Consider the following 15,949-nt stretch of genomic DNA (forward strand, 5'->3'; position numbering starts at 1 on the left):
TCATGATCAACCTTGAGGTTCCGAAGAAGGCCGGCACCCTGATCAACCAGGCGTACCAGGCCGCGGCCGAGGTGTTCCGGCCGATCTCGCGCAAGTACGACCGCGCCGAACACACCTATCCGGCCGAACTCGACATGTTCGCCGCGTTGCTGGACGGGCTGAACTCGTCCGGCGAGGGCGGCGCGGGCGCGGCGGGCGTCCGCCGGTCCGAGAAGAACGAGAAACCGGGCAACCGCAACGGTTCCAACCTCAACATCGTGCTCGGCACGATCGAGATGTGCTGGGGCGACGTCGGTCTGCTGCTGTCCATGCCGCGTCAGGGGCTCGGCAACGCCGCCATCGGCTCGGTCGCCACCGACGAACAGCTCAAGAAGTTCTCCGGGCTGTGGGCCGCCATGGCGATCACCGAACCGGACTGCGGCTCGGACTCCGCCGCGATCACCGCGACCGCGCGGCTCGACGGCGACGAGTACGTGATCAACGGCGAGAAGATCTTCGTGACCGCCGGCGAGCGCGCCGACGCCGTCGTCGTCTGGGCCACCCTGGACAAGACGAAGGGCCGCGCGGCGATCAAATCGTTCGTCGTCGAGAAGGGCACGCCCGGCTTCGAGGTGGTGCGCGTCGAGCACAAGCTCGGCATCCGCGCCTCCGACACCGCCGTGCTGCGGTTCGAAAACGTCCGCGTCCCCAAGGAGAACCTCCTCGGCACGCCGGAGATCGACACCGCCAAGGGTTTCGCCGGGGTCATGCAGACCTTCGACAACACTCGCCCGCTGGTCGCCGCCATGGCCATCGGTGTCGCCCGCGCGGCGCTGGAAGAGACCCGGAAGATCCTCACCGACGCCGGCGTGGTCATCGACTACGACAAGCCCGTCCACAGCCAGCACGCCGCGGCCGCGACGTTCCTGCAGCTGGAGGCGGACTACGAATCGGCGTACCTGCTGACGATGGAATCGGCGTGGATGGCCGACAACCGCAAGCCGAACTCGCTGCAGGCCTCGATGGCCAAGGCGAAGGCGGGCCGGTCGGTCGTCGAGATCACGCTGAAATGCGTCGAGCTGGCCGGAACCTTGGGCTACACCGAGGAATCGCTGCTGGAGAAGTGGAGCCGGGACGCGAAGATCCTGGACATCTTCGAAGGCACGCAACAGATCCAGCAGCTGATCGTGGCGCGCCGGATCCTGGGCAAGACGAGCGCCGAACTCAAGTAAGGCGTGGGGCTCGTGAGCGGTGAGGACGGTTAGAACCGTCCTTGCCACTCACGAGCCCGTTTATTTCCACCATTTCGACAACACCTTCGTGCTGCCCGGGCAGAGGTACTCTCGTAGTTTCCCAGCCAGCGAAGGCCGGAGTCGCGATGAGACCGCTCACCCCTGCCGCCCGCTGGTGTCTCATCGTCCTCGGCGTCACCGTCTGCTACTTCGCGGCGGCTCAGATCGGCATCCAGTGGGCGATCGTGCGGGACCAGATCTCGCCGCTGTGGCCCGCCGCCGGTGTCGCGCTGGCGGTGCCGATGCTGCTGGGACCGCGGTACTGGCCGGGGATCTTCCTCGGCGCCCTCCTGACGAACATCGCCCTCGGCCCGTCCCTCGGCACGGTCTTGGTGATCTCCGCGGGCAACACGATCGGGCCGATGCTGGCGTACGCGGTGATGCGGCGGCTGGGTTTCCGCACCGGTCTCGACCGGCTTCCCGACGCCGTCCTGCTGGTGGTGGCCGGGGCGATCGGGGGCACGGCCGTCAGCGCGGCACTGGGCACCGGCGTGCTGATCCTCGATGGCGCACTGGGTCCCGGCGACTTCTGGGCGACCGCACTGGTGTGGTGGACCGGCGACGCGATGGGCGTTTTGACGATCACGCCCCTGTTGCTTCTGGCGCCGAGGTTCCGCCTGCCCAAGCAGGTTTCTCTCCGCCGCTGGGGCGAGGCGGTGGCGCTCGCGCTCTTCGGTCTCGGCACGTCGATCATCGCGTCCACGACGACGTCGAAGCTGTTCCTGGTCTTCCCCGTGCTCGTCTGGGCGGCGCTGCGCTTCCGGCAAGCCGGGGCGCTGCTGTGTTCCCTGTGCGTCTGCACCTTCACGATCTTCGGCGCGATCCACGGGCTGGGCTCGTACGGTTCCTACGAGCTGGCGGCCCGGATGCTGCATGTCCAGGCCTACGACGCTACCGTCGGTCTCACCGCGCTCGTGTTGTCCACGATCGTCCTGCAACGTGATCGCGCGACCGCCGAGATCGCCGACGCCTGGCGTCAGATCACCGAAATGGTGGACCTGATCTCGGCACGCCAGTCCTTGCGCAGCGCCATGACCCAGCGCGAGGACGCCGAGGCTCAGGCAGCGTTCTCGTCCAGGAAACGGTCGAGGTAACGCCACGTGGTCCCGCGCGCCTTCCGGCCGGTGAGGACGCCGAGGTGGCCGCCTGGCGCGGTCTCGAAGGTCACCGACGGCGAGTTCTCCAGCAGCTCGGTGAGCCGTTCGACGGCCGCGCGCGGGGCGATCGTGTCGTTCTGTCCGGCGATGACCAGCGTCGGCACCTTGATCCCGGACAGCGCGATGATGCGGCCGTTGAGGTCGACCGTCCCCTCGGCGAGGTCGTTGGCGCGGAAGAACCGGTGGTAGATCTGGCCGAACGTCCGCCCGGGGTAGGCGATCATGTTGTCCATGAAATGGTCGACGGCCTCGATCTGCGCCAGGTAGTCGCGGTCGTCGAGATTCTTCAGGATCGCCAGTGGTTTGGTGATCTCCTTGCTGATCCCGGTGGCCCGGAACACCCGGCTGACCAAATAGGACGGTGCGCCACCGAGCGCCCGGTAGAACGGGGTCAGCAGGTGGCCGCCGGTGAGGTCCACCAGCGGGCGGAACGGGGCGATCAGCGGGATCGCGGTGAAGTCGAACGGCGACGCGATGGTCGCGATCGACTCGATCGGCAGATCGGGCTGGTCGGCGGTGGTCAGCAACGAGAAGATCCCGCCGAGGCACCAGGCGACGACGTGCACGCCCTGGCCGCCGGAATCCTCGCTGACCTTGCGGATCGCGCGCGGGAGCACTTCCTCGATCCAGTGCTCGATGCCGAGGCGCCGGTCGGAGAAGGCGACGTTCCCGTAGTCGACCAGGTACGTGTTGCGGCCGCCCTCGACCAGGTGCTCGGCGAGGCTGCACCCGCGGCGCAGGTCGAAGCACAGCGCGGGCGCGGCCAGCGGCGGCACCAGCAGCACCGGCGGGCCCGGCTGGGGGCTCTTGCCGGTCGTCAGGCGGTACAGCGAACGATTCGGGCCCTGGTCGATCAGGACGCGCGGCACCGGGCGAAGATCGGCGACACCACCGTGCAGCACCTTCCCGACGACGTTCGACGCGGCGGCGGCGAGCCGTGCCGGGGGTGTGGCCATGGTGTGCCTCCTGGGGAATCAACGCGGTAAGACGTAATCTTGCCGCTTGGGAGCGCACTACTCAACACCCCGGTCGCCACAGGCCGTCCATTTCGGACAGTTGCTAGGCCGGAAGAGTTAAGAATCGGTGCCCTTTTCCGTCGCCGGAGCACTCCGCGCGGCCCGCGATTCGTACTCCGCGCGAGCACTGGAATGCGTTGCGGAGGACAGAATTTTGTCGCCGCCGAGGGCGCGGAGCAGACCTTCGCCGAGGCGGCGCGGAAGCAGCCGTGTGATCCTGCCCATGGCGTCCAGCGACGCGGGCACGAAGACGTCGAACTTGGGACGGCGTAACGCATCGACAATGGCCTGCGCCACATCTTCCGGCTGAACCGACTTGAAGAACTTCGCCTCGCCGAGCCCGCTGGCCAGTTCCGTGCGCACCACCGCGGGCATCACACAGGACACCAGCACGCCCGTCCCGTGCAATTCCAGATGGACCGATTCCGACAGGCCGACGACGGCGTGTTTCGTGGCGCAGTAGGTGGCGGCGCCGGGGAATCCGGCCTTTCCCGCCATCGAGGCGATGTTGACGATGTGGCCGGTGCCACGCGGGCGCATCCGCTTCACGGCTTCCCTGGTGCCGTGGATGACGGCGTGCAGGTTGATCTCGAGCAACCTGCGGGTCGCCGCGTCGTCCTCTTCGTCGAGCGGCGCGAGCGGCATGATGCCCGCGTTGTTGATCAGCACGTCGATCGGGCCGACGCGCCGCTCGACCTCGTCGAGGAACTCGGTGAAGCCCTTCGTGTCGGTGACGTCGAGCGGCAGCGCCTCCGCGCCCAGTTCGGCGGCGGTCTTCTCGGCGAGGACCTGGTCCAGGTCGCCGATGACCACCTTGGCGCCGAGCCGGGACAGCGCCGTCGCGGTACTGGCCCCGATGCCCTGCGCCGCTCCGGTGATCACGACGACCTTGCCCGCCAGGGAACGTTCACGCTTGGCCATGCCGGTCTCCTCTGCGACTGCACTGTCCGGGGCACTGTTGGCGATGTGTCAACTATGGTGCACCGGAAGCCGCTGAGACGCCAGTCCTACGGGCGCTGCTCGAACACCTGCCCGATCCAGCCCTTGACGTCGAACCGTTCCGTCGGCTTGAAGCCCTGACTCTCGTAGTACCGCTGCAGGTCGCCGTCGCCGCCCGCCCAGCAATCGACGCGCACCAGGCCGATGCCGCGTTCCCGCGCCTCGGCCAGCGCGAACTCGATGAGCCGCGAGCCGACGCGGTGACCGGTGAACCGGCGCGAGGTCAGCAGCAAGCCGATGTAGATCTCCGGTTCGTCGACCGGCGAGACATGCGGGAAACGGTCACCGAGGATGATCGCCCCGGCCGCCTGGCCGTCGATCTCGGCGATGTACAGCCCGGGCCCGTCGGCCATCCCGCGGACCCGCTCGACCCGTTTCGGGATCGTGGACCACGGCTCGCTCCCCCACTGTCCTTCACTGCCGCGCGAGGCCAGCCACGCGACGACCTCGTCGAACATGTCCAGCAAGGTTTGGAAGTCCCCAGAACCACCCTGGCGGATGATGAAATCGCTCATTCTTCCGTTCTACAACATCGTGAGGACACGCGGACCTTCTGTGGTGATCGCGACGGTGTGCTCGACGTGGGCGGCCCTGGCGCCACGCACGGTGCGCACCGTCCAGCCGTCGTCCTCGATCCAGTAGCCGTCGCGGCCGCCGGCGAGGAACATCGGCTCGATCGCCAGCACCAGCCCCGGCTTGAGCCGCATGCCGCGACCCGGCTTGCCCTCGTTCGGCAGATGCGGATCTTCGTGCATGCTGCGGCCGATTCCGTGACCGCCGTGGTGCGCGAGGAGGCCGTAGCCCGCTTCGCGCCCGACGGTGCCGACGGCGTGGGAGATGTCGCCCATCTTGTTTCCCGCCAGCGCGGCGGCGATCCCCGCGGCCAGCGCGCTTTCGGTGGTCGCGATGAGTTCGAGGTCGGCGGGATCGGCGTCACCGACGACGTAACTGATCGCCGCGTCGCCGTGCCAGCCGTCGATGCAGGCGCCGGCATCGATGCTGACCAGGTCACCGTCCCGCAGCCGGTAGTCCGACGGGATGCCGTGGACGACGGCGTCGTTGACGCTCGCGCAGATCACGGCGGGAAACGGCGTCGGAGCGGCATGCGGCCGATAGTGGAGGAACGACGGTTTCGCGCCGGCGTCCCTGATCACCTGCGCGGCGATCTCGTCCAGCTCTTTCAGGCTCACGCCGAGCGCCGACGCCTCTTTCACCGCTTGCAACGTCCGCGCCACGACACGGCCGGACTCGCGCATGGCGTCCAGCTCGGCGGCGGATTTCAGCTCGACCATGCCGATAACTATACCGGTATAGTTATCGGCATGGTCGAGGGTGTCAGGCGACGCCGAGGTGCCGCGCGATCAGCATCCGCTGCACCTCCGAGGTCCCTTCCCCGATCTCCAGGATCTTTGCGTCCCGGTAGAACCGGCTCACCGGGAACTCGTTCATGAAGCCGTACCCGCCGAAGATCTGCGTCGCGTCGCGCGAATTGTCCATGGCGGCGTTCGACGCGACGAGCTTCGCGATCGACGCCTCCTTCTTGAACGGCTCGCCGCGCAGCATCTTCGACGCCGCCGCGTAGTACGCCAGCCGCGCGGTGTGCGTGCGCACCTCCATGTCGGCGATCTTGAACTGGATCGCCTGGTACTCGCCGATCTTGTGCCCGAACGCCTCGCGTTCCTTGACGTACCGCAGGCATTCGTCGACGCAGCCCTGCGCGAGCCCGACGCTCAGCGCGGCGATCGCGACCCGGCCTTCGTCCAAAATGGACAGGAACTGGGCGTAACCGCGGCCGCGTTCGCCGACCAGGTTCTCGGCCGGGACACGGACGTCGTCGAACGAGAGTTCGTGCGTGTCCGAGCAGTTCCAGCCGACCTTGGAGTACTTCGGCGCGACGGCGAAGCCCGGGGTGCCGGACGGGACGATGATCGCCGAGATCTCCTTGCGCCCGTTCTCCTTCACGTCGGTGACGGCGGTGACCGTGACCAGTTTCGTGATGTCGGTGCCGGAGTTGGTGATGAACGACTTGCTGCCGTTGATCACCCAGGTGTCGCCGTCGAGTTTCGCGCGCGTGCGGGTGGCGCCGGCGTCCGAGCCGCCGCCGGGTTCGGTGAGCCCGAAGGCGCCGAGCGCGGTGCCTGCGCACAGTTCCGGAAGCCACTTCTGCTTCTGTTCCTCGGTGCCGAACCGGTAGATCGGCATGGCGCCAAGGGAAACACCGGCCTCGACGGTGATCGCGACCGAGGAATCGACGCGCGCCAATTCCTCCAGCGTCAGGCAGAGCGCGAAGTAGTCGCCGCCCATGCCGCCGTATTCCTCGGGGAAGGGCAGGCCGAACAGGCCCATCTCGGCCATCTTCGCGACGATCTCGTACGGGAATTCCTCCCGCTCGTAGAGGTCGCCGATGACCGGGGCGACCTCGGAACGCGCGAATTCCTCGACCGTCTTGCGCAGCGCCTCGTACTCGTCATCCAGCCGAAAGTCGATCATTGCTCATCCTTTTGGGGTGTCACCACGGCTACCGTCTCGTCCAGCGCGACCTGTTGGCCCGCCCGGACGGGGAGTTCGCTGACCACGCCGTCGATCGGCGCGGTGATCGTGTGCTCCATCTTCATCGCCTCGACGACCACGAGCGGCGTCCCGGCGCTCACCACGTCACCGGCGGCGGCCTTGACCACCAGCACGGTTCCGGGCATCGGACTGGTGACCGGTCCGGCGCCACCCGCGGCACCGGCCGCCGAACGCAGCCGCTCGCGCTCGCCGATCGCGAAGCTGTGGCCGTCACGCGCGAGCCACACCGTCCTCCCGCTCCCGGCCGCGTGCCGGTAGCGGTGGAAACCGGTGGGATGCCGGACTTCCAGCAGATCGCCCTCGCGCCGCGCGGAAACGCGGACCGGTTCGGCGCCGTCGACGCTTACGAGCGCATTCGCCGGAGTGCCCTGCACCCGTACGACGACTTCGGAACTGCCCGACTTCAAAGCGAAGTCGATCCCGCCGGACCCACCGAGACGCCAGCCATCCGGCACATCCCACGGATCGATGACGGATCCCTGTGGTTGCAGGGAAAGCAGCCTGTCGAGCGCCGCCGCCACGAAGAACTCCGGCGGGACCTCTTCGGAGACCAAAGTGGACAGTCGCCGGTCGACGAGGCCCGTGTCGAGCTTGCCGTCGCGGACGTCGCCGTCGGCGAGGAGCCCGCGCAGGAAGGCGACGTTGGTGCCGACGCCGAGCAGCGCGGTGTCCGCGAGCGCCAGATCGAGCCGGTGCAACGCGGCCGCGCGGTCCGGGCCCCAGGCGATGACCTTGGCCAGCATCGGGTCGTAGTTCGAGCCGATGACCGCGCCCTCGCTCATCCACGAGTCGACGCGTACGCCCTCGCCGGACGGCTCGTGGACCACGAGTACGGTTCCCCCCGTCGGGATGAAGCCGCGAGCGGGGTCTTCGGCGTAGACGCGGGCTTCGACGGCGTGGCCGTCCAGCCGGACGTCGTCCTGCGACACGGTGAGCACGTCACCCGCGGCGATCTTGACCTGCCACTCCACGAGATCCAGCCCGGTGACGAGCTCGGTCACCGGATGCTCGACCTGGAGGCGGGTGTTCATCTCCATGAAGAAGAACTCGTCGGGCGCGGTGGCCGACACGATGAACTCGACCGTCCCCGCGCCGACGTAACCCACCGAACGCGCGGCCTCGACCGCGGACGCGCCCATCTTCGCGCGCGTCGCTTCGTCGAGGAGCACGGACGGCGCCTCTTCGATGATCTTCTGGTGCCGCCGCTGAAGACTGCACTCGCGCTCGCCGAGGTGGATCACGTTGCCGTGCGTGTCGGCGAGCACCTGGATCTCGATATGACGCGGCGTGGTGACGAACCGCTCCATGAGCAGGGTGTCGTCGCCGAACGAGCCCTTGGCCTCGCGGCGCGCGGACTCGACCGCCGCGTCCAATTCGGACAGTTCGGTGACCAGCCGCATACCCTTCCCGCCACCACCGGCGGACGGTTTGAGCAGCAGCGGGAACCCGACCTTCTCCGCGGCGGCCGCGAAACCGCCTTCGGGAATGTCCACATCGGACGCACCAGGCACCACCGGGACACCGGCCTTGGACACCGTCGCCTTGGCGCGGATCTTGTCGCCCATGGCGTCGATGGCCTCGACCGGCGGGCCGATGAAGACGAGGCCGGCATCGGCGCAGGCACGCGCGAATTCCGCGTTCTCCGCGAGGAAGCCGTACCCGGGGTGGACCGCCTGCGCGCCCGTGTCGACCGCCGCCTGGACGATCGCCGGGATGGACAGATAGCTCTTCGCCGCTTCGGCCGGGCCGATGCGGACGGCGGTGTGCGCCTCGCGGACGTGCCGGGCGTCGGCGTCCGCGTCGCTGTACACCGCGACCGAACGGATGCCGAGCCCCCGCAGCGAGCGGATCACGCGGACCGCGATCTCCCCGCGGTTGGCGACCAGAACCGTGTCGAACATGCTCACATCCTGTGTTTTCCGGCGGCGCGCGATCGCGAACGCGTAGCCAGGCCGCTCGTTGGCGAGTCGATCTCAATTCGCGTGGTCAGAGCGGCCTGCCTCCGCGTTCGCGAGTCCTTCGGACGGCATGCGCGCCAGCTTCGGCCGAGTTGAGCGATCCTCTGCATCGTCGCGCTCACATCCTGAAGACGCCGTAGTTGACATCGGACAAAGGCGCGTTGGCCGTCGCGGAAAGCGCGAGGCCGAGCACCGTGCGGGTGTCCGCCGGATCGATCACTCCGTCGTCCCACAGCCGCGCCGTCGAGTAGTACGGGCTGCCCTGCGCCTCGTACTGGTCGCGGATCGGATCCTTGAAGGCTTCTTCATCCTCTGTGGACCATTCGCCGCCGCGAGCCTCGATGGCGTCGCGGCGGACCGTCGAAAGCACCGACGCCGCCTGCTCGCCACCCATCACCGAGATCCGCGCGTTCGGCCACATCCACAGGAACCGCGGCGAGTACGCGCGGCCGCACATCGAATAGTTGCCCGCGCCGAACGAGCCGCCGATGACGACGGTCAGCTTCGGCACGCGCGCGCAGGCCACCGCGGTGACCATCTTCGCGCCGTGCTTGGCGATGCCGCCCGCCTCGTAGGCCTTGCCGACCATGAAACCGGTGATGTTCTGGAGGAACAGCAGCGGGATCGAGCGTTTGTCGCACAGTTCGATGAAGTGCGCGCCCTTCATCGCGGACTCGGCGAACAGCACGCCGTTGTTCGCGATGATGCCGACGGGGTGGCCGTGGATCCGGGCGAACCCGGTGACCAGTGTCGAGCCGTACTCCTTCTTGAACTCGCCGAACCGGCTGCCGTCGACGATCCGGGCGATGACCTCACGGACGTCGTAGGGCACGCGCGGGTCGGTCGGGACGACGCCGTACAACTCGTTCGGGTCGACTACCGGTGCCTCCGTCGGGAGCACGTCCCAGGGACGCGGCGTCCGCGGCCCCAAAGTCGACACGATCGAGCGAACGATGCGCAACGCGTCGGCGTCGTCCTCGGCCAGATGGTCGGTGACGCCGGACTGGCGCGAGTGGACGTCGCCGCCGCCGAGTTCCTCCGCCGTGACGACCTCGCCCGTCGCGGCCTTCACCAGCGGCGGGCCGCCGAGGAAGATGGTGCCCTGGTTCCGCACGATGACCGCTTCGTCGCTCATCGCCGGGACGTACGCGCCGCCCGCCGTGCAGGAGCCGAGCACCGCGGCGATCTGCGGGATGCCGCGCGCGGACATCGTGGCCTGGTTGTAGAAGATCCGGCCGAAGTGCTCACGATCCGGGAAGACCTCGTCCTGCCTCGGCAGGAACGCACCGCCGGAGTCCACCAGGTAGACGCACGGCAGGTTGTTGTGCAGCGCGACCTCTTGCGCGCGCAGGTGCTTCTTGACCGTCATCGGGTAGTAGGTGCCGCCCTTGACCGTCGCGTCGTTGGCGACGATCACGCATTCGCGGCCCGAGACCCGCCCGATCCCGGTGATGATCCCGGCCGAGGGCGCCTCGTCGTCGTACAGTCCGGTGGCGGCCAGCGGGGACAGCTCCAGGAACGGCGAACCCGGGTCGAGGAGGGTGTCGACCCGGTCGCGTGGCAGGAGTTTGCCTCGCTCGACGTGGCGGGTGCGGGATTTCTCCGGGCCCCCGAGCCGGGCGGCGGCGAGCCGCTTGCGCAGGTCTTCGACCAGCTCGGCGTGGGAGGTGACGCTGCGGGCGTACTCGTCGCTGCCCGGATCGGCCGAAGTGCTCAGTACGGGTGTGTCCATGGCTCCTCGTCGCCAAGTTAGCCGTCGTTAACTTGCCGTCGTAGGTTAACGCCCACTAACCCGCTCTGTCCACCGCGTCCTGGAAGCGCGTGAAGGCCCCCTTCCCTCGGCTGAGCCGAGGGAAGGGGGCCTTCACGTGCGAAACGATCAGCCGATCGCGGAGACCAGCGGGTTGTAGTAGCCGCCCCGCTGACCGGCGGCCGTCGGGTGGTACGAGTTGACGATCGGCCAGGTGAGGCTGTGCAGGTAGTCGTCGGCCGACGAGCAGATGTTGTGCCCGGTGAAGGCACCCCGCACGTCGACGAACTTCGCGCCGTGCGCGGCGGCGCGAGCCGAGATCACCGACGCCAGTGTGTCGGAACCCGAGTTGATCGCCGTGCGCTTCGTGTCGCTCAGCCCGACCGAGCACGAACCCGGCACCGTGTAGAAGCGCGGGTACCCCAGGACGACCAGCTTCGCGCCGGGCGCCTTGGCCTTGATCTTGCTGTAGACGTTGTTCAGCAGCCCCGGAAGCGTGTTGTTCACGTACGTCTTCGCGGTGTTGACCCGGTTGATGCAGGTCTGGTCGCTGCCGGTGGTGCAGGTGGTCATGACGTCGGCGAACCCGGCGTCGTTGCCGCCGACCGAGACCGTCACCAGCGTGGCGCTGGAGGTGACGTTCGCGATCTGATTCAGGACGTCGCCGGTGCGCGCCCCCGAGCACGCGACGAATTTGAAGGTGGTCCCGGCGTGGGCGTTGGCCCACAGCTGGGGATAGGCGTTGGCACTGCGCATGCAGTCGCCCGAGTTCCCGTAGCTGCCGGCGCCGACGCCGGACGAGTACGAGTCACCGAGCGCCACGTAGTTGGTCGCCGCTTGGGCGGTGCCCGCGAGACCGAAGGTGGCAAGGACAGCGACCCCCAGGGCCGCACCTAAACGAGTGAAGGAAAGAGCTTTGATCCGAGCAGGGACGGCCATGGTCACTCCTTCGTGACAAGTTAACGAGACACAGCATTACCAGGTGGTAGCCACACGCAAAAGGGTCATTTCCCCAGGTAACCCGCTTGGCCCAGGCTGGAAGTACGGCCGCGTGTTAGCGCTCGCTAACACGCGGCCTTAATATGGCCAGATGCTGGCGAACCCCACCCCACTCGTGAACGGCGAGAAGGCGAACAGGCGTGAACAGATCATGGCCGCCGCCGCCGAGCTCTTCGCCCACCACGGTTTCCACGGCGTCGGCATCGACGACATCGGCGCGGCCGTCGGCATCTCCGGCCCGGCGCTGTACCGGCATTTCCGCAGCAAGGACGCCATCCTCGGCGAGATGCTGAACTCGATCAGCCGCTATCTGCTCGACGGCGGGACGGCGCGGGCGAGCCAGCGGGACGAGCCGGGCGAGGTTCTCGAAGCACTGGTGAATTTTCACGTCGACTTCGCGCTCGCGCATCCCGCGTTGATCACCGTCCAGGAACGCAACCTCGCCAATCTCACCGACAGTGACCGCAAACAGGTCCGCGCCCTGCAGCGCCAGTACGTCGAGGTCTGGGTGCGCGCGATCAGTGACGCCGTCCCCGGGATCGGCGAACGGCAGGCGCGGTCGGCGGCGCACGCGGTCTTCGGGTTGATCAACTCGACGCCGTACAACCGCCATCTCGGTGACAGCGAACTGGCCGAAATGCTCTGCCGCCTCGCGCTGGGTGCACTGCACGCCGCCAAGTGACCACGTCCGGGTTTCGGCCTATCCCCACTTTTCCGTCCTCTGGTGTTTGATAGGCACGTGGAGCCGGACAGGAGCGAGTACGAGCGGAGGCTCGTCGAAAAGGCGCAGCGCGCGCTCGTCGCGATCAGCCTCGGGGAGGACGCCGAGGCGCTCGACGAGCTCACGCCGACCGCCGTCGAGCCCCAAGCCCGCTCCGAAGAGACCAAAGAGCTCGTGATGATGCTCTTCGGTGAATGCAGCGCCATGGTGTCGACCCTCGGTGACGGCGGCAGCGCACCGGTCAAGGTGCAGGTGTTCGACGAGGACGGTGAAGAGGTCTCGATCGACCAGGCGGACCCGCCCGTACGGACGGCCGTGCGCACGCTGCTGGCCGAGGTGCACGGCAACAGCGAGGCCGCGCAGGAACAGGTCGAGATCGCGCTCGCCAACGCCGCGCCGGACGAGGTCGACAGCCTGGTGCTGCAGGCGCTGCGCTGGACGATCCGGCTGTCGGCGGAATGCCTGGACCGGGATCTGCCGGTGGCGCCCTGGATCTCGGACGCCGTCGCGGACTAGGCGGGCTTGGCTCCGCCGGGTGTCGCGAAAGCCACTTTCGCGACGTCTGATGTCCCGAAAGTGGCTTTCGCGACATGCTTGCCGGCGGCTTGGGGCGACTGGGTGCCGAGCACTTTGCGCGGTGGTCGTGAGTGGTAATGAGCGTTCTAACCGTCATTACCACTCACGACCCCCGTCGAAAACCGGACTTTTATCCATTAACCAGACATTTCGCCGCCCGGAAGCGTCCCTTGTGGACAGTCAAGGAAAGGTCTCCCGTTCACCTTGAAGGCGGCGAAGAACTCTTCATCGCGGAGGGGCTGTCACACCACTGCGCCCCACTTCAATAAGTAGCGATGCGCAAGGGGCCAGGTCGCCAATGTCGCATTCGAGACGCTCAGTGTCCCCAATGCGACATTGGGGACACCGAGCACCGGCGGCAGGGCCAAGCGATCCGGCGGAAACACGTTGCGAAAGCCACTTTCGCAACCTTCAACGTTGCGAAAGTGGCTTTCGCAACGGCATCTCCCGCACCGGCAGGCACCGCGGCCTAGCCGAGCAGAAGCTTCACCAGCCGCGCGATCTGCTCGGTCTCGATCAGGAAAGAGTCGTGCCCGTACGGCGAGCCGATGACGGCGAACTCCGCCCCGGCGATCCCGTCCGCGATGGCCTGCGACTGGTACAGCGGGTACAACCGGTCACTGTCCACCCCGGCCGCGACCGTGCGCGCGGTGATCCGGCCGAGCGCGTTCGCGACCCCGCCCCGCCCGCGGCCGACGTCGTGCGTGTTCATCGATTCGGTGAGCACCACGTAGCTGCCGGCGTCGAACCGGCGGGAAAGCTTCCCGGCGTGATGGTCCAAATAGGACTCAATGGCGAATCGCCCACCGTACAAGGGGTCTTCACCGTCTTGGTGGCGACGTCCGAAGCGTTGCGACAGTTCGGCTTCGCTGCGGTAGGTCGCGTGCGCGATGCGGCGCGCGATGCCGAGGCCGGTGTCCGGGCCACCGCCGGGGACGTCGTAGTAGTCGCCGCCGTGCCAGCCCGGATCGGCGCGGATGGCGTGCAGTTGCGGCGCGGCCCAGGCGATCTGGTCCGCCGACGCCTGCGCCGTCGACGCGAGCACGAGCAGTGCCGCGACCCGGTCCGGTTCGCTCGCCGCCCATTCCAGCGCGCGCATCCCGCCCATGGACCCGCCGGCCACCGCGGCCCATCGGCCGATGCCCAGCGCGTCGGCGAGGACGGTCTCGGCGCCCACTTGGTCCCGGACGGTCACGGCGGGAAACCTGCTGCCCCAAGGGTTTCCGTCCGGATGCCGGGAAGACGGGCCGGTCGAGCCCTGGCAGCCGCCGAGCACGTTCGGGACCACGACGAAGAACGCGTCCGTGTCGATCGCCTTGCCCGGCCCGATCAGGCCGTCCCACCAGCCGGGGCTGACGTGGCCTTCCTCCGCGGGTCCGGCGGCGTGACTGTCCCCGGTCAACGCGTGCTCGACGAGGATCGCGTTGGAGGCGCTGGGATTCAGCGTTCCCCACGTCTCGTAGGCGAGCGTGAAAGGCAGCGTCCCGCCGGTTTCGAGTGCCTGGACACCGCTGACGAACCGGCGACGGCCAGGCGGATCTCCCTCCCGCCACGCACCGGTGACGGGAGGGAGATCGGAAGCCTCGGTCACAGAGCGGCCTTGGCCGCCCGGAATCCGGCCTCGAGATCGGCCTTGAGGTCCTCGACCCCTTCCAGCCCGACGGCGAGCCGCACGAGCCCCGGCGTGACCCCGCTGGAGGCCTGCTCCTCGGGCGTGAGCTGGCTGTGCGTCGTCGAGGCCGGGTGCACGATCAGGCTGCGCACGTCACCGATGTTGACCAGTTGGCTGTGCAGTTCCGTACCGTCTACAAAGGCCCGTCCGGCTTCGACACCGCCGCGCAGGTCGAACGACAACACCGCGCCGGCGCCCTTCGGCAGATACTTCTTCGCGGCCTCGTGGTACGGGCTCGACGGCAACCCGGCGTAATACACCTTCTCGACCTCGTCGCGCTGCTCCAGCCATTCGGCCAAGGCCTGCGCGTTGGACACGTGCCGCTCCAGACGCAGCGAAAGCGTCTCGATCCCTTGCAGGATCAGGAAACTGTTCAGCGGCGCGATCGCGGCGCCGGTGTCGCGCAGGATCTGGACGCGGGCCTTGGCGGCGAACGCGCCCGGGCCGAGGGCCTCCCAGTACTTGAGGCCGTGGTAGCTCGGGTCGGCTTCGTTGAAGCCCGGGAACCGCGCCGGGTCCTTGCCGAAGTCGAAGGTGCCGCCGTCGACCAGCACCCCGGCGACCGTGGTGCCATGCCCGCCGAGGTACTTGGTCGCCGAGTGGACGACGATGTCGGCGCCGTGCTCGATCGGGCGCACGAGGTACGGGGTCGGCACCGTGTTGTCCACGACCAGCGGGACACCGGACTCGTGCGCGGCGTCGGCGACCGCGCGGATGTCGAGCACGTTGCTGCCCGGGTTGGCCAGCGTCTCGGCGAAGAACAGCTTGGTGTTGGGCCGGACGGCCGCCTTCCACTGCTCGATGTCGTCCTGATCCTCGACGAACGAGACCTCGATGCCGAGCTTCGGCAGCGTGTAATGGAAAAGGTTGTAGGTGCCGCCGTAGAGCGCCGGGCTGGAGACGAAGTGGTCGCCCGCGTTCGCGAGGTTGAGGATGGCCGCCGTCGTCGCCGCGCTCCCGGAGGCGAACGCCAGCGCCGCGACACCGCCTTCGAGCGCGGCGAGCCGCTGCTCCAGCACGTCCTGCGTGGGATTGTTGATCCGCGTGTAGATGTTGCCGGGCTCGGCGAGGCTGAAGAGGTCGGCGCCGTGCTGGCTGTCGCGGAACACGTACGAGGTGGTCTGGTAGATCGGGGTCGCCCGCGCGCCGGTGGCCGTGTCCGGCGCCGCACCCGCGTGGATCTGCTTGGTCTCGAACGACCATCCGTCCGCGCTCATCGCGATTCTCCTAGCGGTTCAAGGGTTTCGGCTGTTGTCACC

14 protein-coding genes are annotated in these 15,949 nt (G+C 68.1%); 4 read left to right on the plus strand and 10 right to left on the minus strand.

What is annotated here, in order from left to right; translation table 11 throughout:
- Positions 1 to 2 precede the first annotated feature (2 nt).
- Positions 3 to 1,211, plus strand: a complete 1,209-nt coding sequence (locus DMH01_RS04970) for an acyl-CoA dehydrogenase family protein (protein ID WP_125673900.1) — start codon at positions 3 to 5, stop codon at positions 1,209 to 1,211.
- 146 nt (positions 1,212 to 1,357) lie between these two features.
- The gene (locus tag DMH01_RS04975; protein ID WP_125673901.1) at positions 1,358 to 2,365 is read left to right on the plus strand and encodes an MASE1 domain-containing protein; all 1,008 of its coding nucleotides are present in this window, start codon (positions 1,358 to 1,360) and stop codon (positions 2,363 to 2,365) included.
- On the opposite strand, the gene DMH01_RS04980 is transcribed toward DMH01_RS04975, so the two are convergent.
- From DMH01_RS04980 to DMH01_RS05015, 8 genes are all read right to left on the minus strand, one after another.
- A complete protein-coding gene (locus DMH01_RS04980; RefSeq protein WP_125673902.1) occupies positions 2,329 to 3,384 on the minus strand; it encodes an alpha/beta fold hydrolase in 1,056 nt (351 codons plus the stop codon). The genes DMH01_RS04975 and DMH01_RS04980 overlap by 37 nt on opposite strands.
- Positions 3,385 to 3,501: 117 nt before the next feature.
- Positions 3,502 to 4,365: an SDR family oxidoreductase gene (locus tag DMH01_RS04985; protein WP_125673903.1), complete on the minus strand. Its 864-nt coding sequence runs from the start codon at positions 4,363 to 4,365 to the stop codon at positions 3,502 to 3,504.
- Positions 4,366 to 4,451: 86 nt separating this feature from the next.
- Positions 4,452 to 4,958, minus strand: coding sequence for a GNAT family N-acetyltransferase (locus DMH01_RS04990; protein WP_125673904.1), 507 nt, complete (start codon positions 4,956 to 4,958; stop codon positions 4,452 to 4,454).
- Between the two features lie 9 nt (positions 4,959 to 4,967).
- Positions 4,968 to 5,735 (minus strand): type I methionyl aminopeptidase, encoded by a 768-nt coding sequence (gene map, locus DMH01_RS04995; protein WP_125673905.1) that lies wholly within the window; start codon positions 5,733 to 5,735, stop codon positions 4,968 to 4,970.
- Positions 5,736 to 5,778: 43 nt separating this feature from the next.
- Positions 5,779 to 6,933 carry an acyl-CoA dehydrogenase family protein gene (locus DMH01_RS05000; RefSeq protein WP_125673906.1) on the minus strand — a complete coding sequence of 385 codons (1,155 nt, stop codon included), beginning with the start codon at positions 6,931 to 6,933 and terminating at the stop codon, positions 5,779 to 5,781.
- The gene (locus tag DMH01_RS05005; RefSeq protein WP_125673907.1) at positions 6,930 to 8,915 is read right to left on the minus strand and encodes a biotin carboxylase N-terminal domain-containing protein; all 1,986 of its coding nucleotides are present in this window, start codon (positions 8,913 to 8,915) and stop codon (positions 6,930 to 6,932) included. The genes DMH01_RS05000 and DMH01_RS05005 overlap by 4 nt, the downstream gene beginning before the upstream one ends.
- A 175-nt stretch (positions 8,916 to 9,090) precedes the next feature.
- Positions 9,091 to 10,704, minus strand: a complete 1,614-nt coding sequence (locus DMH01_RS05010) for a carboxyl transferase domain-containing protein (protein ID WP_125673908.1) — start codon at positions 10,702 to 10,704, stop codon at positions 9,091 to 9,093.
- Positions 10,705 to 10,851: 147 nt separating this feature from the next.
- Positions 10,852 to 11,661 carry an SGNH/GDSL hydrolase family protein gene (locus DMH01_RS05015; RefSeq protein WP_125673909.1) on the minus strand — a complete coding sequence of 270 codons (810 nt, stop codon included), beginning with the start codon at positions 11,659 to 11,661 and terminating at the stop codon, positions 10,852 to 10,854.
- Between the two features lie 151 nt (positions 11,662 to 11,812).
- On the opposite strand from DMH01_RS05015, the gene DMH01_RS05020 reads away from it, so the two are divergent.
- Positions 11,813 to 12,403, plus strand: coding sequence for a TetR/AcrR family transcriptional regulator (locus tag DMH01_RS05020; RefSeq protein ID WP_199745367.1), 591 nt, complete (start codon positions 11,813 to 11,815; stop codon positions 12,401 to 12,403).
- Between the two features lie 57 nt (positions 12,404 to 12,460).
- A complete protein-coding gene (locus tag DMH01_RS05025; protein WP_034309225.1) occupies positions 12,461 to 12,958 on the plus strand; it encodes a hypothetical protein in 498 nt (165 codons plus the stop codon).
- A 529-nt stretch (positions 12,959 to 13,487) separates the two neighbouring features.
- Here DMH01_RS05025 and DMH01_RS05030 read toward each other — a convergent pair.
- Together DMH01_RS05030 and DMH01_RS05035 are read right to left on the minus strand one after the other, a co-directional pair.
- Entirely contained in the window at positions 13,488 to 14,609 is a 1,122-nt protein-coding gene (locus tag DMH01_RS05030) for a homoserine O-acetyltransferase (RefSeq protein ID WP_125673910.1), read from the minus strand.
- On the minus strand, positions 14,606 to 15,907 hold the full coding sequence (locus tag DMH01_RS05035; RefSeq protein WP_125673911.1) for a bifunctional o-acetylhomoserine/o-acetylserine sulfhydrylase: 1,302 nt from the start codon (positions 15,905 to 15,907) through the stop codon (positions 14,606 to 14,608). The genes DMH01_RS05030 and DMH01_RS05035 overlap by 4 nt, the downstream gene beginning before the upstream one ends.
- Positions 15,908 to 15,949: the final 42 nt, after the last annotated feature.

The organism is Amycolatopsis sp. WAC 04182 (genome assembly GCF_003947465.1).
GTDB lineage: Bacteria > Actinomycetota > Actinomycetes > Mycobacteriales > Pseudonocardiaceae > Amycolatopsis.